Origin of the sequence: Aestuariibacter salexigens DSM 15300, from assembly GCF_000429145.1 — a bacterium.
GTDB classification, from domain to species: Bacteria; Pseudomonadota; Gammaproteobacteria; order Enterobacterales; family Alteromonadaceae; genus Aestuariibacter; species Aestuariibacter salexigens.
This window is the reverse complement of sequence record NZ_AUBH01000004.1, coordinates 235,505-260,398: the sequence shown is the minus strand read 5'-3', so window position 1 is coordinate 260,398 and position 24,894 is coordinate 235,505. Positions and strand designations below refer to the sequence as shown.

General features: G+C 47.9%; 23 protein-coding genes. 11 read left to right on the top strand and 12 right to left on the bottom strand.

All coding sequences use genetic code 11. From position 1 onward, the window contains the following. Nucleotides 1-8: 8 nt before the first annotated feature. The 4 genes from aceE to ampD form a co-directional block, all read right to left on the bottom strand. Nucleotides 9-2,681 carry a pyruvate dehydrogenase (acetyl-transferring), homodimeric type gene (gene aceE, locus G441_RS0108520; protein WP_026375959.1) on the bottom strand — a complete coding sequence of 891 codons (2,673 nt, stop codon included), beginning with the start codon at nt 2,679-2,681 and terminating at the stop codon, nt 9-11. Between the two features lie 118 nt (nt 2,682-2,799). Then, a complete protein-coding gene (gene pdhR / locus G441_RS0108515) occupies nt 2,800-3,549 on the bottom strand; it encodes a pyruvate dehydrogenase complex transcriptional repressor PdhR (protein WP_026375958.1) in 750 nt (249 codons plus the stop codon). A gap of 203 nt (nt 3,550-3,752) precedes the next feature. After that, entirely contained in the window at nt 3,753-4,604 is an 852-nt protein-coding gene (ampE, locus tag G441_RS0108510; RefSeq protein WP_026375957.1) for a beta-lactamase regulator AmpE, read from the bottom strand. Beyond that, the gene (gene ampD / locus G441_RS0108505; RefSeq protein ID WP_026375956.1) at nt 4,601-5,167 is read right to left on the bottom strand and encodes a 1,6-anhydro-N-acetylmuramyl-L-alanine amidase AmpD; all 567 of its coding nucleotides are present in this window, start codon (nt 5,165-5,167) and stop codon (nt 4,601-4,603) included. Before ampD ends, ampE begins: the two co-directional genes overlap by 4 nt. 117 nt (nt 5,168-5,284) lie before the next feature. On the opposite strand from ampD, the gene G441_RS0108500 reads away from it, so the two are divergent. The 8 genes from G441_RS0108500 to yacG all read left to right on the top strand — a co-directional run bounded on the left by G441_RS0108500 (nt 5,285) and on the right by yacG (nt 11,205). After that, the gene (locus G441_RS0108500) at nt 5,285-5,809 is read left to right on the top strand and encodes a retropepsin-like aspartic protease family protein (protein WP_026375955.1); all 525 of its coding nucleotides are present in this window, start codon (nt 5,285-5,287) and stop codon (nt 5,807-5,809) included. Between the two features lie 30 nt (nt 5,810-5,839). Then, a complete protein-coding gene (nadC, locus tag G441_RS0108495) occupies nt 5,840-6,685 on the top strand; it encodes a carboxylating nicotinate-nucleotide diphosphorylase (RefSeq protein WP_026375954.1) in 846 nt (281 codons plus the stop codon). Between the two features lie 183 nt (nt 6,686-6,868). Beyond that, complete coding sequence (locus G441_RS0108490; RefSeq protein ID WP_026375953.1) at nt 6,869-7,288, top strand: pilin; 420 nt, start codon at nt 6,869-6,871, stop codon at nt 7,286-7,288. Nucleotides 7,289-7,372: 84 nt separating this feature from the next. Next, nucleotides 7,373-8,584: a type II secretion system F family protein gene (locus tag G441_RS0108485; RefSeq protein WP_026375952.1), complete on the top strand. Its 1,212-nt coding sequence runs from the start codon at nt 7,373-7,375 to the stop codon at nt 8,582-8,584. A gap of 91 nt (nt 8,585-8,675) precedes the next feature. Then, entirely contained in the window at nt 8,676-9,554 is an 879-nt protein-coding gene (locus tag G441_RS0108480; protein ID WP_026375951.1) for a prepilin peptidase, read from the top strand. Continuing rightward, nucleotides 9,551-10,168, top strand: a complete 618-nt coding sequence (gene coaE / locus G441_RS0108475) for a dephospho-CoA kinase (protein WP_026375950.1) — start codon at nt 9,551-9,553, stop codon at nt 10,166-10,168. Before G441_RS0108480 ends, coaE begins: the two co-directional genes overlap by 4 nt. A gap of 63 nt (nt 10,169-10,231) precedes the next feature. Next, entirely contained in the window at nt 10,232-10,984 is a 753-nt protein-coding gene (gene zapD, locus G441_RS0108470) for a cell division protein ZapD (RefSeq protein ID WP_026375949.1), read from the top strand. Further along, entirely contained in the window at nt 10,984-11,205 is a 222-nt protein-coding gene (gene yacG, locus G441_RS0108465) for a DNA gyrase inhibitor YacG (RefSeq protein WP_026375948.1), read from the top strand. Before zapD ends, yacG begins: the two co-directional genes overlap by 1 nt. Before the next feature lie 67 nt (nt 11,206-11,272). Here the strand turns inward: yacG and G441_RS18295 are convergent, their stop codons facing one another. Then, nucleotides 11,273-12,055, bottom strand: a complete 783-nt coding sequence (locus tag G441_RS18295) for a choice-of-anchor H family protein (RefSeq protein ID WP_026375947.1) — start codon at nt 12,053-12,055, stop codon at nt 11,273-11,275. Between the two features lie 319 nt (nt 12,056-12,374). On the opposite strand from G441_RS18295, the gene G441_RS19275 reads away from it, so the two are divergent. Both G441_RS19275 and G441_RS0108450 read left to right on the top strand, forming a co-directional pair. Continuing rightward, nucleotides 12,375-13,376: a GGDEF domain-containing protein gene (locus G441_RS19275; protein WP_051275439.1), complete on the top strand. Its 1,002-nt coding sequence runs from the start codon at nt 12,375-12,377 to the stop codon at nt 13,374-13,376. Between the two features lie 139 nt (nt 13,377-13,515). Beyond that, nucleotides 13,516-16,119, top strand: coding sequence for a PAS domain-containing protein (locus G441_RS0108450; RefSeq protein WP_156896317.1), 2,604 nt, complete (start codon nt 13,516-13,518; stop codon nt 16,117-16,119). A gap of 20 nt (nt 16,120-16,139) precedes the next feature. On the opposite strand, the gene rraB is transcribed toward G441_RS0108450, so the two are convergent. Together rraB and G441_RS0108440 are read right to left on the bottom strand one after the other, a co-directional pair. After that, on the bottom strand, nt 16,140-16,493 hold the full coding sequence (gene rraB, locus G441_RS0108445) for a ribonuclease E inhibitor RraB (protein WP_026375945.1): 354 nt from the start codon (nt 16,491-16,493) through the stop codon (nt 16,140-16,142). 35 nt (nt 16,494-16,528) lie between these two features. Further along, nucleotides 16,529-17,254 (bottom strand): 1-acylglycerol-3-phosphate O-acyltransferase, encoded by a 726-nt coding sequence (locus G441_RS0108440; RefSeq protein ID WP_026375944.1) that lies wholly within the window; start codon nt 17,252-17,254, stop codon nt 16,529-16,531. Nucleotides 17,255-17,410: 156 nt separating this feature from the next. On the opposite strand from G441_RS0108440, the gene G441_RS0108435 reads away from it, so the two are divergent. Next, entirely contained in the window at nt 17,411-18,544 is a 1,134-nt protein-coding gene (locus G441_RS0108435; RefSeq protein ID WP_026375943.1) for an HD domain-containing phosphohydrolase, read from the top strand. A gap of 48 nt (nt 18,545-18,592) precedes the next feature. On the opposite strand, the gene G441_RS0108430 is transcribed toward G441_RS0108435, so the two are convergent. The 5 genes from G441_RS0108430 to glnA form a co-directional block, all read right to left on the bottom strand. Continuing rightward, nucleotides 18,593-19,945 (bottom strand): cytochrome-c peroxidase, encoded by a 1,353-nt coding sequence (locus tag G441_RS0108430; RefSeq protein WP_205622166.1) that lies wholly within the window; start codon nt 19,943-19,945, stop codon nt 18,593-18,595. A 137-nt stretch (nt 19,946-20,082) separates the two neighbouring features. Further along, complete coding sequence (gene glnG / locus G441_RS0108425; RefSeq protein ID WP_026375941.1) at nt 20,083-21,492, bottom strand: nitrogen regulation protein NR(I); 1,410 nt, start codon at nt 21,490-21,492, stop codon at nt 20,083-20,085. Beyond that, a complete protein-coding gene (gene glnL / locus G441_RS0108420; RefSeq protein ID WP_026375940.1) occupies nt 21,492-22,568 on the bottom strand; it encodes a nitrogen regulation protein NR(II) in 1,077 nt (358 codons plus the stop codon). Before glnL ends, glnG begins: the two co-directional genes overlap by 1 nt. 84 nt (nt 22,569-22,652) lie before the next feature. After that, nucleotides 22,653-23,201 carry a DUF4124 domain-containing protein gene (locus tag G441_RS18285; RefSeq protein ID WP_034474721.1) on the bottom strand — a complete coding sequence of 183 codons (549 nt, stop codon included), beginning with the start codon at nt 23,199-23,201 and terminating at the stop codon, nt 22,653-22,655. A gap of 94 nt (nt 23,202-23,295) precedes the next feature. Further along, entirely contained in the window at nt 23,296-24,705 is a 1,410-nt protein-coding gene (glnA, locus tag G441_RS0108410) for a glutamate--ammonia ligase (protein ID WP_026375939.1), read from the bottom strand. Between the last annotated feature and the right edge of the window lie 189 nt (nt 24,706-24,894).

The following is a 24,894-nucleotide window of genomic DNA, read 5'->3' as shown; positions in this document are numbered from 1 at the left end:
CTCGTCGTTTAGGCGTATAGCGGATTGATTTTGTCAGGATCAATGTCCAGATCCTTGATGGCCTGCTTCAGCGTCTTGGCATCCACCGCCCCTTCTTTGTGCAACTCATAAAGCGCGGCAAAGGTGACGTAGTTAGCATCGACCTCAAAATGACGGCGCAGGTTAGCACGGCTGTCAGAGCGACCAAACCCGTCTGTACCCAGCACCCGATAGCTGCCCGGCACAAAAGCTCGCACCTGATCGGAGAAGTTTTTAATGTAGTCCGTAGCAGCGATCGTTGGCCCATCAAAACCTTCACTCAATACTGACGTGATGTATGGCGTGCGGGCTTTCGCATCCGGGTGCAACATATTATGACGGTCACAATCAAAACCTTCACGGGCCAGTTCATTAAACGACGTGACACTGTAGACTTCACTGGCGACGCCATAGTCGTCTTTGAGCATAGCCGCTGCTTTGCGAACCTGTTCGAGGATAGTGCCACAGCCCAGCAGTTTCACTTTCTTTTTGCTTTTTGCTGTGCCAACACGCTCAAGCATGTAGATACCCTTGATGATGCCTTCTTCCGCACCTTTGGGCATTTCTGGCTGGATGTAATTTTCGTTCATGACCGTCAGGTAATAGAAGACGTTCTCCTGCGCTTCGAGCATGCGGCGCAGGCCATCCTGAACAATTACAGCGATTTCATAGCCATAGGTTGGATCGTAGCTGACACAGTTAGGAATAAGTGCTGCCTGTGTATGACTGTGACCATCCTGGTGTTGCAAGCCTTCGCCGTTAAGCGTGGTGCGACCCGCGGTGCCCCCTACCAGGAAACCTCGGCACTGACTATCACCTGCGGCCCAGGCCATATCACCCACGCGCTGGAATCCAAACATGGAATAATAAATATAGAACGGGATCATTGGTAAATCGTTAAATGAATACGATGTACCGGCAGCCAGCCAGGATGCCATGGCGCCCAGCTCGTTGATACCTTCCTGCAGTACCTGACCTTTCTTATCTTCCTTATAGTAAGCAACCTGGTCGGCATCCTGAGGTACATATTTCTGTCCTTCACTGGAATAAATACCAACCTGTCTGAATAACCCTTCCATGCCGAAAGTACGGGCTTCATCGGGAATGATGGGTACGATACGCTTACCAATCTGCTTATCTTTCAATAGTGCAGTGAGCACCCTGACAAAGGCCATGGTGGTTGAGATTTCTCTCTCCCCAGAGCCTTTGGTTACGGCCTCAAATGCCTTGAGAGGGGGGGCGGGCAGCTCTTCAGTGGTCTTCGCAAGACGGGCTGGCATATAGCCTTTCAGCGCCTCACGACGACTGCGTAGATACTTCATCTCTTCGCTGTCTTCGTCAAACTTGAAGTACGGCAGGTTTTCCAACTGATCGTCGGCAACGGGTATGTTGAAACGATCCCGGTATTGTTTGACGGCCGTCATGTCCATTTTCTTGACCTGGTGAGCAATATTCTTGCCTTCACCGGCAGAACCCATGCCGTAGCCTTTGACGGTTTTAGCCAGAATGACCTGTGGGCGACCTTTGGTGTCTACTGCTCGCTTATAAGCGGCGTACACTTTAACTGGATCATGGCCGCCACGGTTGAGACGCCAGATGTCTTCGTCAGACATGTTGGCGACCATTTCTTTTAATTCAGGGTACTTACCAAAGAAATTATCACGGGTATATGCGCCACCTTTGGATTTGTAATTCTGATATTCGCCGTCGACCGTCTCATTCATTACATCCAGCAGCTTGCCAGACGTATCTCTGGCCAGAAGCGGATCCCAGTAACGGCCCCAAATGACTTTGAATACTTCCCAGCCGGCGCCACGGAATGTCCCTTCCAGTTCCTGAATAATTTTCCCGTTACCACGTACCGGACCATCCAGTCTTTGCAGGTTACAGTTGATCACAAAAGTCAGGTTGTCCAAGCCCTCGCGCGATGCCAGACCAATTGCGCCCAAGCTTTCCGGCTCGTCCACTTCACCATCACCCATGAAGCACCATACGCGCTGATTTGAGCAATCCTTCAAACCACGGTTGGTCAGATATTTGAGGAAGCGTGCCAGGTAAATAGCCTGCATCGGCCCCAAACCCATAGACACAGTCGGGAATTGCCAGAAATCCGGCATTAATTTGGGATGCGGGTACGAAGATAAGCCTTTACCATCAACTTCCTGGCGGAACATATCCAGCTGCTCTTCACTCAAACGGCCTTCTATATAAGCACGTGAGTATATGCCCGGAGAAACGTGTCCCTGAATAAACAAATAATCACCGCCATCCTGATCGTTCGGCGCACGGAAAAAATGGTTAAAGCCGACATCGTATAACATGGCCGAAGAGGCGAAGCTGGAGATATGACCTCCCAACTCAAGATCCTTTTTAGAACCTCGTAACACCATCATCAACGCATTCCAACGAATGGCATTGCGGATCTTGGTCTCAATGGTCTGATCGCCAGGCATGGTGGGTTCCTGACCGGCTGGGATCGTATTGATGTAAGCGGTGGTTGCCGTATAAGGCAAATGTGCACCGCTACGACGCGCTTTCTCGATCAACGTTTCGAGAAGGTAATGCGCGCGCTCAACGCCTTCCTCTTCCAATACAGATTCCAGTGAGTCCAACCACTCTTGGGTTTCTTGTGGATCCACATCCGGATGCATCGTATCAGTCATGGTGCTTTCCTATTCGTTTATAAAATCGACTATATATCTGCTGGCAGAACCTTAAAGATAGTGCAAATGTGCAAATCTTCCCGTTATATCAACAGACGACTCCTACCAGCCTACATTACTAGGCCGGTTTAATTTCAATTCTGCGCAACGCGCGTTGTACACGGCTATCACGACGGTTTATGTTCAGTAACGTTTTCTCAATAAATGCCAAGTGGGCATTGCTTGCGGTGCGGGCTCCATCAGGGTCACGCTGCATTATTGCCGAGACAATTTGACGCCGCTGTGCGCGGATATCTGCGGAGACATCCGCGCTATGTTTCAGCATCTGTAAGTTACGCTGAATATTATCCTGTAGCATGCCTTTCATGGTGCGCATCACGTGCATCAGCACCATGTTGTGCGATGCATTCGCCATTACCAGATAAAACTCAGCAAGTGCTTTTGCTTCTGCTTCACAATCATCATCGCACGGCAGCGCGTTGAGGGCTTGCTCGAGCGCCTGATAGTCTTCAGGCTGACCTCTCAGTGCTGCGTAGTAAGCAGCCATGCCTTCCAGAGCGTGACGAAATTCCAGCAAGTCAAACTGCGTTTCCGGACGCTTAGCAACCAGCATAAGCAGAGGGTCTGTCATAGTCGCATTCAGTTCGCGATTGACAAAGGTGCCACCCCCTTGCTTACGCACCAGCAAACCTTTGGCCTGAAGAATCTGTATGGCATCCCGTATTGAAGGCCTTGAGACCTCAAAACGTTCCGCCAGCTCACGCTCAGGCGGCAGGCGTTGACCAGCCAAAAAGGTACCATCAAGAATCATAGATTCAAGCTGTTCACTGATGACATCCGATAGTTTTTTGGCTCGTACTTGTTTCATTTATTAACGTATTTTGTAAATTGGTAAGACCAATTAACCGCATAGTTTAGGTGAGGATAGCGCTCAGGTAAACCTACAGCCTGACTTCATCTTTCAATAATTCTTTACAGGTTGACTGAACGCCTTGAATTCTGCGGGATAGAGATGAAACGGGAACTGGTATGATGAGTGTGGCAGTTCCCTTATTATGGACATTGACTATATCAAGCCAGCGTACCTGACAAGGTTAACACCGAGACCAAAACCAGTAAAAACGTCATATTACGCTTGGCTAGTTTTACCAGTGCACGTGGCTCTTCGGTAGGGTCAAAATCGTCATCCTCAGTTTCTTCCGCAGCCCTGGAAACTTCAGCGATTAACTGACGTGCAGAAATACTTGGATCAGGCAGATAACCTAGCCAGATAGGCAATGCCCGGGAGAAATGTCCAACCAGCAGGAACCCAAGCGCGGTTATCCGAATCGGCAGCCAATCTATGACGGCCATCAACTTGTCCAATGAATCCTGTAAAGGATGTTGGGTCTGTGCCAACCAGTTCTGCATATTGCGCGCTACGACATAGAAAACCACGCCTGGTGCGCCAAAGACAACGAACCAAATCATTGGTGCCGCGTAATGCTGGTAATTAAGCCAAACCAGTTTTTGTCCAAAAGAGCCGGTTTGCCTGGCTTCGGAAGGTAGCGAGATGTCGGCGTCCTGACCGTGGCCCATCTGTTGTGCGTAGAGGGAACAGGCTTCCAGGTCTCCCCTGTTTGCCGCTTGCAAAAAGCATTTATAGGTGGCTCTTAAGTCGTGGCAACCAATGCACACCATCAACACTAGCGTGGCAATAACAAAGTCCAGAAACCATCCCAGGCTACCTAATAGAAGGGACAGCAGTATGCTGGGCAACACTATCAACACCAGTAATAACCAGAAGCTGGCATCTTCATCCAGCCACTCTCTGTGCTGGATCTGCTGTTTGAACAGGTTGAAATAATAACTGTCACGCCAATACAGGTTTTTAGGTGTGACGCGTTCAATGCTCAGCACAATCAACAAACTAATCAAGGTCATTTCTGATCCTCATGCAGACAAATTGTGAGGTCTTGTCGGAAACGGCACCAGTCAAACCCCACACCGGGATCAGTCTTTCTGGATGGTGCAATATCACTGTGTCCAACAATACGCCCTAGTGTAGTACGCGGATAGTGTTGCACGATTTGGCGGCTTGCTGCCAGTAGTGCATGATATTGGTGGTTGGTATATCCGCTGTCATCGGTGCCTTCCAATTCAATCCCGATACTATATTCATTACAGCGTGGCTGCCCCTGAAAACTGGATAAACCCGCATGCCAGGCGGCCTTGTCAAATGGCACATACTGCGTGATCGCACCGTCACGTTTGATGAGAAGATGAGCAGATACGCGTAGGTGATGAATATCGGCGAAATACGGATGGGCGTCCTTGTTCAATTGTCCCATAAACAGGTCATCTATGTAATCGCCACCAAACTGGCCGGGCGGAAGAGAAATATTGTGCAGCACCAACAGGCTGACCTGAGCATCTGCTGGTCGGTCTGAATAGTGCGGCGAGGACAAAAACCTTGCGTCAGTCAGTCTGTGATTGATTACGTGCATACCATTTATTGCGTGTGACGTCGAATTCGACAAAAAGCTTAGCATAGCTGTGTGATCTACTGTTATCCATCAACGTAGTTGAGTACACTTTGGCGGGTTTAGATTAGGGAGTCGACGTTGTCTGAAAAACAACCCCCACAGGTGGGCCAGGGAATAAGTAAATGGATGGTGGTCCTGGCCTGGGTGGCAGGTCTGGCGTTAATGGCGATGATTTTTCAGGATCTGCTGGAAAAGCAGTTCAACCCCAATCAAACGCCGAGTTCGACGATGAGTCAGTCGGGAGCCGAAGTGAGGTTGCAGCAAAATCGTATGGGCCATTACGTGACCAGCGGTGAAATCAATGGACAACCTGTGGTGTTTTTACTGGATACCGGTGCGACTTCAGTGTCAGTCCCATACCATCTGGCCGGCGAACTTGGCTTGCAACAAGGCCGACGGTTTCCGGTTTCTACAGCAAATGGCACAGTGACGGTTGCCCACACGTCGATTGAGCAACTACGAATCGGCGATATCACGCTTTACGACGTGGACGCAAATCTCAACCCGGGTATGCGTGACGATAAAATTCTGCTTGGCATGAGCGCACTCAAACAGTTGGAGTTTTCCCAGCGAGGCGAATGGCTTGTGCTGCGTAATTATTGAAAAACTATAGAGAAGACACCTTTGCAACAATTGCAATCAGTTATACACACAAACGTTCGCACCGCTCTGGATGAAGACTTAGGTGGGTATCCAGCGGATGTAGGCGACCTCACCGCGCAACTTATTCCCGCTGATATGCAAGTGTCAGCGTCTATTATCACTCGCGAGCCTTGCGTTGTTGCAGGCATTGCCTGGGTCAATGAAACCTTTACTCAGGTAGGTGGTGATGTATCCGTAGAGTGGCTGGTCAAGGATGGTGACAGCGTTGAGACAGGCGAAACACTCTGTCATTTACGTGGCAATGCCCGACAGTTGATGACGGCTGAGCGCACAGCGCTGAATTTTTTGCAGACGTTATCGGCGACGGCAACCTGCGTCGCAAACTATGCGGCGGCGCTGGAGGGCACCTCAACACGCATCCTGGATACACGTAAAACGCTGCCTGGGTTACGCTTGGCGCAAAAGTATGCGGTCAAGGTTGGCGGCGGACAAAATCATCGAATTGGTCTGTTTGACGCATTTTTAATAAAAGAAAATCACATCCGTGCCTGTGGCGGTATTGCTCAGGCCGTGTCTGCCGCTAAAACACTACGTGAATCTCAAGTGATTGAAGTAGAAGTGGAAAATCTCGAAGAACTGGTTCAAGCACTGGATGCAGGTGCCGATATAGTGATGCTTGATAATTTCTCTACGGAACTGATCCGACAAGCAGTGGCACTTACTAACAAACGCGCTAAACTAGAAGTGTCCGGCAATGTAACGCTGGAGGGATTGAAAGCGCTCGCAGATACCGGGGTAGATTATATTTCATCGGGTGCGCTGACCAAACATGTGGCGGCAATTGATTTGTCATTACTGGTTGAGCAGCAGGCTTAGGGAAACGAACGTACCTGACTGACAGACTTACGTATGCAACTGCATACTTGTTTAAGCGGAAGGTCAATCTATACTGATATCGAAGCCAACGAGGTAGCCATTCAAATGCGTCCGAGGGTGGCTATCGCGAAAACTTGTCAGTAAACAAAATTTGCGTTCCGGGAACGCGCGGAGATGAAGACCATGAACATGACTAAGACCAGCAAACAAAAAGGTTTTACCCTGATTGAATTAATGATCGTTGTTGCGATCATCGGTATCTTGGCGGCTATCGCACTGCCTGCTTACCAGAACTACACCAACAAGGCACGTTTCTCAGAGCTGACTAACGCCAGTGCTTCTGTGAAGTCGCAAGTTGAGGTTTGTGCCCAGTTGACTGGCGCAGTAGCTGGCTGTTCTGACACAGCTAACGGTATTCCAGCTGCGATTGCAGCGGCAGCGGGTGTGCCTGGTGTGTCAGTCACTGACGGTGTTATCACGATTTCAGCACCTACAGACGCTACTGGCGCATTGGCTGGCTCAACTTACGTGCTTACCCCAACTGTAACCGCATCTGGTGTTGTTACTTGGCAAGAAGCATGTACTCCAGCAGACCTGTGCTAATCGGTCCAAAGGTTTAGCTCTAACAAAAAGCCCGGCTCGTCTGGGCTTTTTTGCCTCTAGAATAAGTACAAGGCGATTTCAGGCATGGCAAAAGCGACTTCAGTATTCACCTGGGCGGGCACGGACAGGCATGGTAAGGCAACCAAAGGGGAAATTACTGCTGCCTCAGTCACCGAAGCAAAAAACTTATTGCGACGCCAGGGCGTTTCGGCTACGAAAGTTAAAAAACTCAGTAAGCCGTTATTCGGCAAAGGTCGGGAAAAAATAAACGCAGCTGATATTTGCGTGTTTTCCCGTCAGATTGCCACCATGCTGAGCGCTGGTGTCACGCTTATTCAGTCCATAGATATGATTGCGCAAGGGCATGCAAAGGCCGAGATGCGTAAGATGTTGATCGATATTGGTAACGAGGTGAAAGCCGGTAATCCGCTGTCATCAGCGTTGCGCAAACATCAAGAATATTTTGATGATTTGTATTGCGATCTGGTTGAGACCGGTGAACAGTCAGGGATGCTGGAAACCATTTATGACCGTATCGCTACCTACAAAGAAAAAGCCGAAGCGTTAAAGTCAAAAATTAAAAAGGCTCTGTTTTATCCAACTGCAGTTATTGTGGTTGCCTTTATTGTGACTACCATTTTGCTAATCTTTGTTGTGCCTCAGTTTGAAGAAATCTTCAGCAGTTTTGGTGCTGAGCTACCCGCATTTACACAGTTTGTTCTTGCAATCTCCCGAGGGATGCAGGATTACGGACTGTATGTTGGTATGGCGGCAGTGGCGGGTTTTGTCATGTTTATGCGCGCCTACAAGCGCTCAGCAAAATTAAGAGATAAACTTGACGAAAAAATGTTAAAAATTCCTGTCATTGGTGAAATTCTCAAGAAAGCCTCTATTGCGCGATATACCCGCACGCTGTCAACCACGTTTGCAGCAGGTGTACCACTGATAGACGCACTTGATTCTGCGGCAGGGGCGTCAGGTAACGCGGTATTCAGAGATGCGATTCTGTTTGTCAAAAAAGAGGTGGCTGGCGGGATGCAAATGAACATTGCCATGCGCGCGACCAATGTATTTCCTGATATGGTCAATCAAATGGTTGCTATTGGTGAGGAATCCGGTGCGGTTGAGGATATGCTTGGCAAAGTCGCCAGTATTTACGAGGCTGAAGTGGATGATATGGTCGACGGTCTTACCAGTCTGCTTGAACCGCTTATCATGGCAGTGCTCGGTGTGATAATCGGTGGTCTTATTGTGGCGATGTACTTGCCCATCTTCGATATGGGTAATGTGGTATAGATCTTAAGTATTTTTCCTATCCTGGCGGTGGTGCCAGTGACGCAAATCTGGCACCCTTTATCTTTTACTCCTAAGGTTTCATCACGCGTTTATGTCTGACCTCGTGACATTATTACAGGCCTCGCCTGCATTTTTTATCGGCTTTGTTTTTGTCATCAGCTTGATGGTTGGTAGCTTTTTGAATGTCGTTATTTATCGCCTGCCAGTCATGATGGAGCGAGAGTGGCAGAGGGAATATCAGCAGTACTTCCAATCAGCTAATGATTCTGCCACTGAGACTGAAACATTTAATCTGGTCAAGCCGGATAGCACCTGTCCATCCTGCCAACATCGAATCCGCGCGTGGGAAAATATTCCAGTGCTCAGCTGGTTGTGGTTAAAAGGTCGATGCAGTAAGTGTCAGTCTCGAATTTCTGTACGATATCCTTTTGTGGAGCTCAGTACGGCCTTGTTATCAATGTGGGTGGCCTGGCATTTTGGGTTTGGCTGGCAAACTGCTGGCGCATTGGTTGCCACCTGGATGCTGGTGGCAATGACGTGGATAGATATTGATAAAATGCTGTTGCCCGACCAACTCACCCTGCCGCTACTGTGGTTGGGGCTGCTGTTCTCTGCAGGCAATATATTTACCGACCCTGTAAGCAGCATCATTGGCGCTGCCGCTGGATATCTCAGTCTATGGTCACTTTACTGGGCGTTTAAATTATTGACCGGCAAAGAAGGGATGGGGTACGGCGACTTCAAGCTACTTGCTGCATTAGGTGCCTGGGTTGGATGGCAACAACTTCCCATCATTATTTTATTGTCTTCATTTGTTGGTGCCGCATTAGGCATCATGTTAATCCTGATCCAGGGAAAAGATAAAAGTCAGCCTATTCCGTTTGGTCCCTACCTGGCGATTGCAGGCTGGATCACCTTGCTATTTGGTGAGCAAATAAGCTCAGCATACTTTGCCTGGATGATGTCATGACCTACGTTGTAGGATTAACGGGTGGCATCGGCAGTGGCAAAACAACAGTGTCTGACTGGTTTGCAAAGCAGGGTATCGATATTGTCGATGCAGATATTATCGCGCGCGAAGTGGTAGAGCCGGGTTCTGCTGCACTTGCTGCCATTATTGACAAGTTTGGTAAATCAATTATCGACGAGCACGGCGCCCTTAACCGGCAGGCTCTGCGTGCAATAGTGTTCGAAGATAAGCAGCAGAAAGACTGGTTGAACAACCTTTTACACCCAGCCATCCGCGATAGAATGCAACAGAGGATCGCGCAAGTGCGCAGCCCATATGCGATACTTTCTGTACCATTACTGGTTGAAAATAAGCTGACATCGATGGTCGACAGAGTGCTGGTGGTTGATGTCGAACCGCTCATACAACAACAGCGCACGTCCCAGCGTGACGGCGTGCCTGTCGAACAGGTACAGGCGATTATGGCGTCGCAGGCGACGCGCGAAGACCGTCTTGGCGCCGCTGATGATGTCATCGACAACAGCCGAGACCACTCTTATCTTGTTGAACAAATGCAATCATTACATACGCAGTATTTGCAATTGGCAACCAAAACAAATAGCAGCAGGGCTTGAAATATAACGAGTTTTCGGGTGTCATGGCGGGGCATGTTTCCAGTCAGAGGGCATTTTTCAACAATGCAAACCGCCGTGTACGAGTTTCCGTTAAATGAAAAGGTGAGAAATTACCTTCGCGTTGAGCAGTTATTCGTGCGACTCCAGCAAGGCGAACAAGCACAGCAAGGCTGGCAGTACATCAGTTTTTTTGAAGCCATGTTCACGCTACTGGATCTGCTTGAACGGCTTGATATTCGCAATGATATCCTCAAAGACATAGACAGCCATGAGAAAAATCTCGTGCAGTGGTCACAGCACCCGCAAATCGACACGGAAGCATTGCAGTCAGCGCTGCAGCGCATTATTCGGTTGCGTGAACGAATCAAACAGGCCAAAAAGCTTGGTAGTGAATTAAAGGACGACCGATTTCTTGCGTCAATCAGACAGCGCTTCAGTATTCCAGGCGGCACATGCAGCTTTGACCTGCCTAATCTGCATTATTGGTTCAATCAGCGTAGCGAGATTGTGCAAAACAATATTCAGGGGTGGCTGTCAGAGTTGTCACTGGTTAAAGAGTCTATCCAGGTAGCGCTGTCTTTTCTGCGTGAACGAGGTCGGTTTACTCAGGTCACTGCGCAAAAGGGCTTTTATCAAGGAGTCGCTGATGACCGTATAGAGCTAATTCGTATTATCAGTGAAAATAACAGTGGTTTTTATCCCGTACTAAGTGGAAACAAGTACCGCTATGCTATTCGTTTTATGTGGTTCGACGCTGAACCAGGCAAGCCTCCTGCGGTAGAGCAGGACGTGTCATTTGAAATGGCGAGTTGTTAATGAATGTGAATTGTCCTACCTGTCAGACGTCAGTTGAATGGTCAGCAGAGAATGTTTACCGGCCATTTTGCAGTAAAAAATGTCAGCTCATTGATCTCGGTGAATGGGCAAATGAAGAGAAAGTCATTGCAGGCAAACAGACTGAAGACGCTGAACAGCCTCTCGATATAGAGGAAATTGAAGCCATGCTGGCTGACCAGCCAGACTCCTTTTTTAAATAGTAAAAAAGCTGACGCCAAGTGTGACGTCAGCTTACCTGCAAAGATGAGCGCAGCGGCTGAAGTCCATTCAGCACACTGAACGTTTTCTGCGCCATCCTACTACTGCAGACAAAACAACGACTGCCCACCAGATTGTGCTACCGCCATATTCCTCAACAATCACCACCGGCGGCTCTTCATAGACAAGCTCATAGTTGGCGCTTTCTAATGACAGATAACTCAAATCTGCGTCTGAATAGCCGTCGGTAATCGCCACCAATTCGTCATGTTCTGCGTCATACAGTTCAATCAGTACTTCGTACTCGTCAGTGGGAAAGCCGCTTACCAGTTCACTTTCAATGATTAAACTGTCATCACTGTTGTCGCCATTTATCATGAATACTGACGTCGTGTGTATTTCATCGAAGATATCACCACGACCAAGGTAGATACGTGCATATACCCATGCGCTCGAATAAACGGTGTCAGCATCAAATTCAACGCTAAAACGGTGATAATAGCCGTCATAGTCGTTATCGACATCAAGGCTGGTCCAAGCGTCGTAAATCCAGAAGTCCTCACTGTAGGTTCTTATGTCGCTACGCACAGTTTGTGATGAAGGCGTCTTTTGCAACTCGCTATTTTTCTTCGCCCAGCGGTCGTTTGCCGCCGCTTCGTCAGTATTGTCGTTCAGATTTAGCGTAAAACCGGCAGACGATTTAGCTCGCTCTGGCTTTTGTGAGCCAAACTGTGTTTCGACTGTTTTCACAGCAAGGGGCATCGTACCTGTGCCTTTTTCATCGGATGTTGTTTGCGCACTGGCAACCAATGGCAAAGCCAAGATTGAAGCAAATAAGGTTTTGATTTGCATGGCGTTTCTCCTGTCGCATTACTAAACCTGTAATAACAGTGTGGTGCTGACAAGATGAATATTTGCTGAAGACTATCTTAATTAAAAAGACGTTTTGTCTCTTTCAGAGCGAGTATTAAAATCCTATTTATCTGTTTATACTGCATTAATCTGGCGCTAACTAAGAGATGAAAAGCGACCGCTGATGGACACTTCTGGCTTTTCCCAAGTCTTCACCTCAGGCTTCTTCATATTAATTTTAAGCTCGGTTATCGCTTGCGCGCTGCTTGTAAAAAAAATTGCCAAGTCGTCGGAAAGAGTGATTTTTCTGCGAATTTTCATGCTGTTTTTTGTCATGGGAGCCGCTGGTTTTGCGTTAACCTGGGCATCTCTCGATGAAGGCAGGGGGCAACTGCTTTTCTTCGCGGTGCTGTTCTACTGCATAAATATTGCGACGCTATTGGTTGCGCTGCAACATTATGAACGCAAAACTTACCAACATAATTATCTGCTGTATGGATTCATGACCGCACTATTAGCGTGTCTTACTCTCGTTAAATCTATAGAAGGACTGGTGCTAATTGAAGTGTTGGTTGGCCTGACTTTATTGCCTATTGCATTGCGCACTGTGATAGGAGGATACGCGCAATATAAAAACTATGGTATCGCACTACTGGGAATCGCTATCTTATTGCAGTTCTCTAATACGCTTTTTCAAATATTCTGGCTCCTGACACTCGATAATCGACTCATTGTGTTCGCCTCTTCTGTGTTTACCCAAGCTGTGTCCTTCGTGTTCTTGGGACTGGGACTTACGGCCAGTTTACTTATCGATGAACAGCGTAAACTCGCAGAGCTGACGGTTATGGACCCGCTGACTGAGCTTTATAATCGAAGGGGAATGACGCAGATTATGAATGCTGACATCGACGCGAATAAGTCCGTCAACGTGATTGCGATTGATATTGATCACTTCAAAAAAGTAAATGACACATACGGCCATGAAGGTGGTGATGTCGTGCTCACTGAATTTGCCAGACTTGTTCGCTCGCTGGCGAGAAGTACTGACGTATGCTGCCGATTGGGTGGAGAGGAGTTTTTATTATTTGCTAGCGACAGTTCTGTATCTCACTGTGAAAAGTTAGCTGAACGAATAAGGAGCTGTACTGAGCAATCTAGTATTCAATACGACAATTACAACATTTCAATCACCGCTAGCTTCGGTGTGGCCGGTTTACAAACGGGAGAATCTCTGGAAAGCCTCATTAAACGGGCCGATGAGGCTCTGTACATTGCCAAACAGCAGGGTCGCAACAAGGTCATCGTCGCGCCAGTTTCCTAGTCGATATAGATAAACATTGGTGATTAGTTATGACGTCAATGTTTTCCTGAACTATCTTTAAAGTCTTCGTTGGTCAGCTATCAGTCACCCATGCTTCTTAATTTATGCAATTTGTCTGCAACGTTTCTGATGAACGTCAGTGGCTAAGGGGCAAATATTGCCAAACCTCTCTTTGAAGTATCGAATAGCGCTGCTTATCTTCTTTTTAGAAAGTGCAGTGCTGTCGCTGGTTTTATGGCAAACGCTTGATAGCACTTACAAGACGGCAGAGCAGCATAATAGTTATAACAAGCAGGTTATCATGCGGCTGGTTAAAGAAATTTCCTTACCGGCTTTGCTGAGCAGAGATGGCACTACGCTACAAGCACATATCAATGAACTTTCGGCTAAAGCCAACATGACTCGCCTTGTTATTGCTGACAATACCAGCATTGTTGTTGCCTCTACTCATCCTCAGGATATCGGACGCCCTTTGCCTACACTTTCCGAACGCCCACACCATCAGTGGCGACGTTTGCCCATTCAAATTGATAATCAACCTGCAGGGCTAGTGGCCGCTGAATTCTCTGACATAGTGCTGTTGGATGCTTACTCTGGTGTGCGCACAGTGAGCGTATTGATTGCCCTTGCTGGAATTGTTGGGAGCGCCGTGGTGGCAATCATTGCCGCAGGGTTTTTAACCCGCAAACTTAATCTTATTACGGACACAGCAGCGCGTATTGCATCCGGAGATTATACTGCCAGAACCGGACTAACGGGGCAGGATGAGTTGAGTCAGCTGGCAAATACGTTTGATCTAATGGTCGAGCATCTGGTGCAAAATAAGGCGCAGCTTAGACAAACCATGGAGACGCTCAAAGAGCGCGAGAAAAACATTGCAATCACGCTGAATAGCATTGCAGATGGCGTGATAGTAACAGACAGGGACGGCGCTATTACATTGATGAATCCAACCGCAGAAGCTCTGACTGGATGGCATCAGGTCGACGCCTTGCAGGAAAGGTTAGATGTTATTTTCCCGGTTGTAGATGAGCAGAGCGGTAAATCGCTGCAATCATTAATTCTTCATGTTGCTGAAACGAGCGATGCAAAGACGTTAGGCAGTGGTGTTGTACTGAAAAATCACCAGGGAAAACGCTTTTATATTAATTGCACTGCTGCACCTATTCAGAGTCACGAAGGGCAGACCATCGGTATCGTAGTCGTTTTCAATGACGTTTCGCAGGAGGTTCAGTTACGTCAACAATTGACAAAAAGTCAGCAGGGTTTGCAGGCGATTATGGACCATGCTCCTTCAGTGGTATACGTCAAAGATCGCGAGGGACGCTACGAATTTATCAATGCTCAGTACCTTAAAATATTCGGACTTCAACGTGAGCAGGTTATCGGTAAAACCGACAATGAGCTTCTGCCGGCGGACACTGCAGAGAGTGTACGTAAAAACGATATTTATGTGCTCAAAAACAAACAACCGATCGAATTTGAAGAGAATATTCCACAGGCCGATGGTCAGCTACATATCTACACGTCCGAGAAATTTCCACTACTCGACGAGCATGGAGAGGCTTATGCCTTATGTGGTATTTCCAACGATATTACTGATCGTAAGCGCCACGAAGAAGAAATGAAACGTGCTCAGAAAATGGACTCGCTAGGCAAGCTGACTGGCGGGGTTGCCCATGACTTCAACAATATCCTGAATATCATCTCTGGCTATGCTGCTTTACTTGATATGAAAGTTGCTGAGGCACAAGAAGACGTGCGTGAGTTAGTTTCAAATATTCAAAAAGCCAGTACCCGAGGCGCAGAACTGACGAAAAGACTGCTGTCGTTTTCCAGCGCGCGCAGCACGCAAATCACGCTGCTCAATATCAATGAGGTGGTCAGTAAAGATGAGGACATGTTGGCAAAGATACTGACGGTCAGAATTTCACTGGTTCTGGACCTGCAAAAAGATCTTTGGCTATGTGAAATGGATGCGTCAGAGCTGGAAGATAGCCTGGTTAACTTAGTACTCAATGCCATGCATGCTATCGATGAAAAAGGACGGGTGATCATTAAAACTGAGAACCTTCGTCTGGCAAACGGCGAGGATAAAAAACAGTATCAAGAGTACGTCAAGCTCAGCGTGATCGATAATGGCTGCGGCATGGACGCGTCGCTCATTCAACATATCTTCGACCCTTTCTTTTCCACTAAAGGTAAACAAGGAACCGGGTTAGGCCTGAGCCAGGTGTATGGTTTCGTCAAAAGGGCACAGGGCCGTATTGATGTGAGATCGACGCCCGGCCATGGCAGTACGTTCGACTTATATTTTCCACGGGCTACACACAGCAGCGACATTCTTACCCTTGCTGAAGGGCAGGGGGAGCAATCTCTATATGGAAATGAGCGAATTGTGGTGGTTGATGATGAGAAAGAGTTAACTAACGTTGCTGAGCAAATTTTGTCCGAATTTGGTTATGACGTGGTGGTATTTAATCGGGCAGAAGACGCACTAGCGTATTTGTCTACGCATCGCGCTGATTTATTACTAAGCGACATTATTATGCCTGGTATGGATGGCTATGAACTGGCGGCAGAAGTCATGTCAGCATTTCCGTATGTAAAAGTGCAACTGGTTAGTGGTTACAGTGATGACAGGCATATGCGAGAGACACAACTACCATTAAAAAATGCCATCCTGTTTAAACCATACACTACCGTTCAATTGTTAACGTCGATTCGTAATCTATTGGATTAACAGCGTTTTCCGCTATAGGTTTATTCAATAAAGTAGGTGCCCCAGCCATCATAATGAACACCATGTTTGGCGGCGATGCTAAGCAGCTTATCAGTGTCTGCGTTGAGTTCGCTTATTGATAACATGCGTTCAGCTACAGCGTCGAAGCAGTACACCAGTCCTCCGTCGTCCAGCTCAACCTCTTCAGCGTCACCCACTTCAAACCCGGCTTTAAACGCGTCTACTGCCGCTTTTTCCAACTTATCGAAATTGTTGCAGGCAAAATGATGTTCAATTGTGTGTGGCTGTGACTGGTCACTGCCGTCTTCAATAAGGGCTTCTATGGTTTCCTGATTGAATGCATACCAGTCATTCGATGAATCTTGTGCAGACATAGTTTCACTACATGTTGTCTATTTTGTCTGGCAGTTTACCTTGAATTGCTTATGGCGGCGACTTCTGCATCGAGCTTTTCAATGCCACTTTTCATTTGCGCATAGAGGACTTCAGTCCACTCTTTGACGGTCATATCGTCCGTCAGGGGTTGAGGGCGCTGAAGTTCAATCAGCATTTCGCCGTTATCCCAACGATTCCAGCGGATCTTGTTATGTAAATTGCTCGCGCAGACAATGACGACTGGCTCATTAGTCTGGATCGCGGTGCGAATTGCCCCACTTTTAAATGGCAACAGGCCCCGTCCGTAGCTTCTGGTACCTTCGGGGAAAAACCATGCTGACAGCCTTTTTTCGGCGATTTCCCTTGCAGTGTACTGCAACGTATTGTGCGCTTTGCCTTTGTTTTTTCTGTCGATAATGATATTGCCGGACAGCCAGAAAAGCTGACCAAAAATCGGGATCCACAGCAAACTTTTTTTACCAATTACCACCGTGCCTGGTTGGGCCGCCTTACACACAGTAACTAAATCCCAGCTGTTCTGGTGATTACACAAATAAACGCAGGGAACGTTGTAATTCACGTCAGGGGCTTTGCGCACGGTAACTTTTAAGCCCATTGTCCATGCCATCGTACTGTATAACTGTCCGGCGATATGAACGTTATTACGGTGAAAAGGTCTTGCCAAACAGACCAACAGTAACATGAGATTGACAATGATAAAGTGAATAAGGAGAGCAACAGCTCTGATGATGGCAAGCACAAACGATCCCGGCATAATAAAAGTCGCCAGTATAACGATTTTCTGTGCATAGCATGTCTGATCTGTTGCACAAGTTAAGTTACCAAGAGCATCTGCCGATATCTGATATACTGTTTTAATCGCCCATTAATTTGCCTGCCAAGAGCCAAAGAGACCATGCAAACATTTCGTCACGAAGAGCTTGAAGATGACATTCTTAACGACTTGCTGGAAGAAATTAATGAGCTTTACGAAGCCAGCGAACAGACTCTAATCGAGCTTGAGTTACGGCCCCAGGATAACGAACTGCAGCGTGCGCTGTTTCGCTCCGTTCACACCATAAAAGGTGACCTCGGGCTGGTAAATTTCACGCCCATGATGCCTATCCTTCAACATGTAGAAGACTTGTTGGACTATCTTCGCAAGGGTGATATTCAGTATACCAGTACAATGAGCGATCTGGTCTTGCTTAGCATGGACCGGGTCAAGCACTTTGTGCAGAGCTGCATAAAGTCAGGCAGTGCGCAGTATGATGAAAGCATGCTTCAACGTCTGATTGACTGTATTGTTAAGATTACCCCAGACAACGCAACTGAGCATGAGAGGCTCCTCTCGCAGGCGGTCAAAGTACTCGATCCAAAACGCGATATCTCTGGCACCGAGCAGGCAGATGCAAGTGCACCGGATCGCCCTGTTACATTGGCGAATACGGGTATTCCAAAAGGCATCAGTGCAGAAAAGCAAATTGATATTCTGTTTTTCCGGGAATTAATGAAGCCGATTGAACGTCGCTCCATGTATTGGGAAGGGCGTGGAGACCGCATCGCGAAATTGGCGTTTTATATCAATAAGCTGGCAGGAAGCCCCATCGATGAAGATCAGCTCGCCGTCGCCTGTTATGTACATGATTTTGGTATGGCATTTATGCCACTCAAGGTGCTGCATAAAAAAGATAAGCTGGATGAAAACGAATTTAACCTGATGCGTTCACACGTGTACAAAAGTTCCCGTTTGCTCGAGCATCTGGGACAGTGGGACGAAGCGCGCAAAATTGTTATGCAGCATCACGAACGAGTTGACGGTAACGGCTATCCGTTGGGGCTTAAGGATGAGGACATTTGTGACGGTGCAAAGCTGCTGGCTATCTTAGATACCTTTGATGCGATGACACATTCCAGAGCGCATAACGGTCATGTTAAACACCCGAAAAAGAAAGCGGTGGTTGAGATCAACAAGGTGGCCAAAGGACACTTCAGCGATAAATGGATGAAGGTGTTTAATCAGGCAATGGGCCAGCTACTTAAACGTTAAGTCCTACATATGTAATTGCGGGGGAAGTTTTTCCCCCGCCAACCGCTTTTAATCTGCAACGGGTAATCCGCTGGGAACGGAGCGTGGTACAGTATGACGTTCATCCAGAGAGCTTGTACTGGTTAACGCATAAAGAAATGCCATCAAGTCATCAATTTGTCGCTCTTTCAGAACGACAGGTGGCAGTTCGTTAGCCGCAGCGATATCAGCAACTCTACTTGCATCAAGCATAACGGTGAAATCATGATCCCCGGCATCGCCAACCTCAGGTAAAACCGCCTGGGCCTGATTATTAGCAACATCATCAGCATAAGTATACAAGCCCGCTATAGGATCAAGGTGATGCTCCACGACAGCTCGAAGTGAATCATATGCACCTGCATGCCCCCACGGACCTGTCAATGCTACGTTGCGTAATGTTGGCGTGCGGAATTTATACCGATCGGCGATATTGCCGGATACTAACTCGCGACCAAAGTCGTCGTGACTTGCATTTTTTCCGGGACCGATTTGCGGCATGGCAATGGCGTGAAACTCCAAATCAGTCAATAACGGGCCAGTGTGGCATGAAGAACAGTTGGCTTTACCATAAAAAAGTTGCATGCCACGTTTGGCAGAGCTTGTTAATGCGCTCTCATCGCCTCGCAGATAATTGTCGAATGGGCTGTTGTCTGCACGAAAAGCTGATGCTTCAAACGCGGCTATGGCATTAGCGATATGCACATATTGTATGTCTTCCGAGTCATAGATCTGGTCTGGGTAAGCTGCTTGAAACAATCCAACGTATTCCGGTATCGCTCTTAATTTGTCAGCAATAATATCCCAGACGCCACCCTCACCAGCTAATATGCCGGCTGCCGCCGCTGCACCCTGCGGATTATCAGTGGCTGCGCCTGCCATTTCAGTTCCTGACTGGACGGGAAAAAAGGCTTGTGCCGCCAATGCACTCTCGACACCTTCAGGAAACTGAGCTCCAGCCGGCGTTCTGAAGCCACCTGGTTGAGATGGGTCTTCAAACAAGCGACCGTCATGAAACATAATGTCAAAGGATAGCGCACCGAGGTTATAAATTGGCGGCGCATTTCTCGGTACCCGCTCGGCTATCATGGCATTACCTTCACCGTTGCGACGTGTAATACCCACCCCTTGTCCACCTTCACCTATAGGTAAGGCCAAACCGTCTCCAGTGCCGGCTAGTGAGTGATGACAGCTTGCACAGGCAATATTTTCATTACCAGAAAGGATCTTATCCCAGAATAAATTTTTACCAAGTTCCACCTTTTCAGCGGAATGAGCCGAGAAGTCAGAATCCTCAATTGAGGCGGGAATCGTAGAGGCTTGGGCGATACTGACAATAACGAAAGAAAAAAGAAAAATAAGACTAGACTTAATGGTAAACACATCGTTCTCCTTGTGAATGGCGAGCGCGCCAAAGAAGACTTGGTGCACCCCAGATCTCAAGCGTAGAACAAAGCTAAATTAACGCAATTTTTAGGGGATTTAATCTGAAAATTTTGTGTCATTCCAACATTAGGTACTTATTCCACATCCAATTCTTTTAATTTTCGGGTCAGCGTATTTCTTCCCCAGCCAAGGCGCTTCGCGGCATCCTGTTTATGTCCATGGGTATGCTGCAAGGCTCGCTGCAAGAGCACTTTTTCAAAAATAACTTGAGCGTCATCCAAAATATTGTTGTGCCCGGCTTTCAACTTCACGTCAGCCCAATTCGCCAATAACTCGTACCATTCCTGCTGGTTACTGGCTGACTCCATTGTGATCGGTTGGGTATGTAATTCCGGCGGTAAATCGTCAGGGTAGACTTCCTGACCTGTCGCCATCACCGTTAGCCAACGACAAACATTTTCCAATTGCCTGACATTCCCAGGCCAGGGGAGTTGTGAAAGGATTTTTTCCGCTGCTTTGCTCAGACTTTTCGCTTCAACGCCCAATTCAACGGCCGCTTTAGCCAGAAAATGACGAGCCAGCAGAGGGATATCCTCGCGACGCTGGCTAAGGGTCGGAATGTGAATACGGATGACATTAAGACGATGAAATAAGTCTTCTCTGAACTTTCCATCAGCCACGCGCTGTTCAAGATTCTGGTGGGTCGCCGCGATGATGCGTACATCAACCTTAATCGGATTGTGTCCACCAACCCGATAAAACTGACCATCAGCGAGGACCCGTAACAGTCGAGTTTGCACATCTAACGGCATATCGCCAATTTCATCCAGAAACAGCGTACCGCCGTCGGCCTGCTCAAACCGTCCCTGACGCGCTGTCTGTGCGCCGGTAAACGCCCCTTTTTCATGTCCAAATAGCTCAGATTCCACCAGATCCGCCGGGATGGCTGCCATATTCAGCGCGATAAACGTCTTATTCGCTCGAGGACTATGTTTATGCAATGCCTGTGCAACCAGCTCTTTCCCTGTACCAGACTGACCATTGATCAGCACACTAATGCTTGAACGAGATAACCGCCCCACTGCTCTGAAAACTTCCTGCATAGCCGGTGCTTCGCCGATGATTTCGGTGACTGGCGGCTGCTCCAGTACTCGGTTTTTGGAATTTTGTTCACGAGCATGGGTCAGTGCCCGACGCACCAGACTGACGGCTTCATCAACGTCAAACGGCTTAGGCAGATATTCAAACGCGCCCTTCTGGTAAGCGTTCACTGCACTGTCTAAATCTGAATGTGCAGTCATGATGATGACGGGAATATTGGGGTAATCTTTATGAATCTGTTTTAAAAGCGTCATGCCATCCATCTGTGGCATGCGGATGTCTGAAATAATCACCTCTGGCACCTGACCAGACTGTAACTGCAGCAACAAGTCCTGTGGGTTTTCAAAGGTAAAGCAGGGGATTTGTGCACTTTGCAGGGCTTTTTGCATCACCCAGCGAATAGAACTGTCATCGTCTACAATCCACACAGGTTCGATGTTCATCAGTCTGGTTTCCTGTCGTTTATCGGTAAATAGAGGGTAAACGTCGTCTCGCCGGGACGGGAGTCCACTTCTATCTTGCCTTTATGTTGGTCAATTAATGTTTGTGCAATGGATAAACCAAGCCCCGAACCGTTTTGCTTACCACTCACCATTGGGTAGAAAAGCGTATCAGCTATGGCCTGCGGAATACCGGGACCGTTATCAACGATTTTTATTTCGGCGCAGAGGGGATAACGTATTCCGTGAATCGTAAACTGCCGGGCGATACGTGTTACTAATCGGATAATCGGCTGTGGGTGAGCATGTTCATGTAGCGCTTGCATGCTGTTCCTGACCATATTCAGGACGGCCTGTTGGATCATTTCATGGTCAAGATACATTTCTGGAATGCTGGGGTCGTAGTCGCGTTCGATGGTGACATCAAAACCGCGATCAACTTTGACCAGAGCATACACTCTCTCAAGCGCCTGATGGATATTACTCCACTGAAAATTAGGCGGTGAATTGGGTCCGAGAAGGCGATCAACCAGGTTGCGCAAGCGGTCAGACTGCTCGATGATCATCTGGGTAAATTCTGTATGCTCATCATTTTGTAGCGCCTTTTGCAGCAATTGTGCAGCGCCACGGATACCACCAAGCGGGTTCTTGATTTCGTGCGCCAGCCCCCTAATTAAATCTCTGGCCGCTTTCTGCTGTGCCCATTGCTGAGATTCCTGGGTGATGCGCTTTTGTTTGTCTATCTGACGGACTTCGAATAGCAGCCGTGGTCCGTCGTCACTGGCAACGTGGGATACCGTGACGTCGGCCAGTGTCTGGCGACCATCTGCGAAGGCGATACGCACTTCTGTTTCGGTAAATTCTTCACCAAAATCCAAAACACGCTGTAAGCGCGCACGATCAATGGCGGTATTGAAGAAAAACTCTCTTAATGGTTTACCTAATAGTTGATTTTCACTGCGAGCCAGAAACCGTTGCGACGCGTGATTTACAAAAACGATATGAAACTGGCTGTCGACCATTAACAGCGCAGTACTTAACGAATCCAGTAAGTTTGCAACCCCGGCTTGGCTTGGCATGTTCACTTTTCACTATTTGCACTAAAAAGGTGCACCATATCTTATCGGTGCAAATTATGCAGCCATTAATGCCTTAGCGCGCCCTTACTGTGCCTGTTGTGGCTTGATCAGAGCGGACGCTTTGTGCATGTAAAATGTCTGCTCTTGAGAGGATGCAAGGATCTTGCCTGAGTTGCTTATAAAGTTGAGTCGAAATTGATGTGCACCGCGGTCAACGCCCTCAAGTTGAAATACACCGACACTGCTTTGTGCAACCGCTTCACCATTAAAGATCAATTGATACTGACCGTCGGTCGTGGGAGTCACCTCAGCGCTGATGGTTACCGCACCAAGATTGTTCCTGACGGTTGCCTCAGGTTGGGGCTCCAGAACGGAAAGTGTGTAATTGGCGCTTTTTGCTGAAGCCTGTGCGGACGCTGCACGTTGTTGGGGCGAGGCACTATCACTGCGCTGCGGGACGCGTGCTATTGGCTGGATCAAATTGAGATTATATTGCTCAATGTTGACTTCAGTTGCACCGGGTTGAGGCGAGTCGGTATAAGTCACTGAGCCATCATCGTGCACGATTTTGAATATTTTGCCTGCCTGAGCACTAAATATCACCATTGCTAGCAGGCAGAGTAGAATTCGCATGGGTCGTTCCGAATATCTTGGTTACTCACAGTGTAGCGATAAACTGCGCAAAAAAAAGCCCGCAAATGCGGGCTTAGGTATAAGAACGAATATCTTAGACGCTGTAGTACATGTCGAACTCAACGGGGTGAGTAGTCATGTTCAACGTAGTGACTTCATTCATTTTCAGATCGATGTATGCATCGATCATATCGTCAGACATCACGCCACCGGCGGTAAGGAAGTCGCGGTCGTTATCCAGTGCCTCAAGCGCCATTTCCAGTGAGCTTGCTACAGTTGGGATCTCTTTTGCTTCTTCCGCTGGCAGGTCATACAAGTCTTTGTCCATTGCGTCGCCAGGGTGGATCTTGTTCTTGATTCCGTCCAGACCGGCCATCAGCATCGCAGTGAAGCCAAGGTATGGGTTAGCTGTTGGGTCAGGGAAACGCACTTCAATACGACGTGCTTTGTCGCTGGTCACGTAAGGAATACGGATAGATGCAGAGCGGTTACGGGCGCTGTAAGCCAGCATTACCGGCGCTTCGAATCCTGGTACCAAACGCTTGTACGAGTTAGTTGATGCATTGGTAAACGCGTTGATTGCACGAGCGTGCTTGATGATACCGCCAATGTAATACAGCGCTTCTTCCGACAGACCCGCATACTTGTCACCCGCAAAAATGTTCTTACCATCTTTCGAGATAGACTGGTGGCAGTGCATACCAGAACCATTATCCCCTACCAACGGCTTGGGCATAAAGGTCGCTGTTTTGCCGTATGCATGAGCAACATTATGGATGACATACTTATAAATCTGGATTTCATCCGCTTTGCTGGTCAGTGTATTGAACTGACAGGCGATTTCGTTCTGACCTGAAGTTGCTACTTCATGGTGATGCGCTTCAATAACCAGTCCCATTTCTTCCATTACCAGACACATCGCAGTACGGATATCATGCGCTGAGTCCACTGGTGGAACAGGGAAATAACCGCCTTTTACGCCTGGACGGTGGCCGAGGTTTCCACCTTCGAATTCAGCGCCAGAATTCCACTTCGCTTCTTCAGAGTCGATTTTGTAAAACGAACCGGCCATATCAGTATGGAAACGTACGTCGTCGAACAAGAAAAATTCTGGCTCGGGACCGAAGAATACGGTGTCACCGATACCGGTTGATTTCAAATACTCTTCTGCGCGTTGTGCAATAGAGCGTGGGTCACGGTCATAGCCTTGCATGGTGGAAGGCTCAACGATGTTACAGGTGATGTTAACCTGCGCTTCTTCGGCGAATGGGTCGAGCTTCGCTGTTGCTGGGTCTGGCATCAAAATCATGTCTGATTCGTTAATGCCTTTCCATCCAGAAATTGAAGACCCGTCGAACATTTTGCCTTCTTCGAAGAAATCTTCGTCAGCCGCGCTGGCGGGGATAGATACGTGCTGTTCTTTGCCTTTCGTGTCAGTAAAACGTAGATCGACAAACTTGGCTTCACTTTCTTTAATTAGCTCGAGAGCCTTTTCAATTGACATCGTGTCCTCCAGGTATAAACACTTGATACGTAATCTTGCGGCATGAATTCTCGCGCACAGTTCTGTGTCGAAGATTTCACGCTGTAATAAACGGGTGTTACTGCATCCGTACTCGCGGCTGCACGTTTTCCGATTGCGCTTTCTCAAGCGATTTTCATGCCAACCACCATACCCTGATGTAAGGCTCAA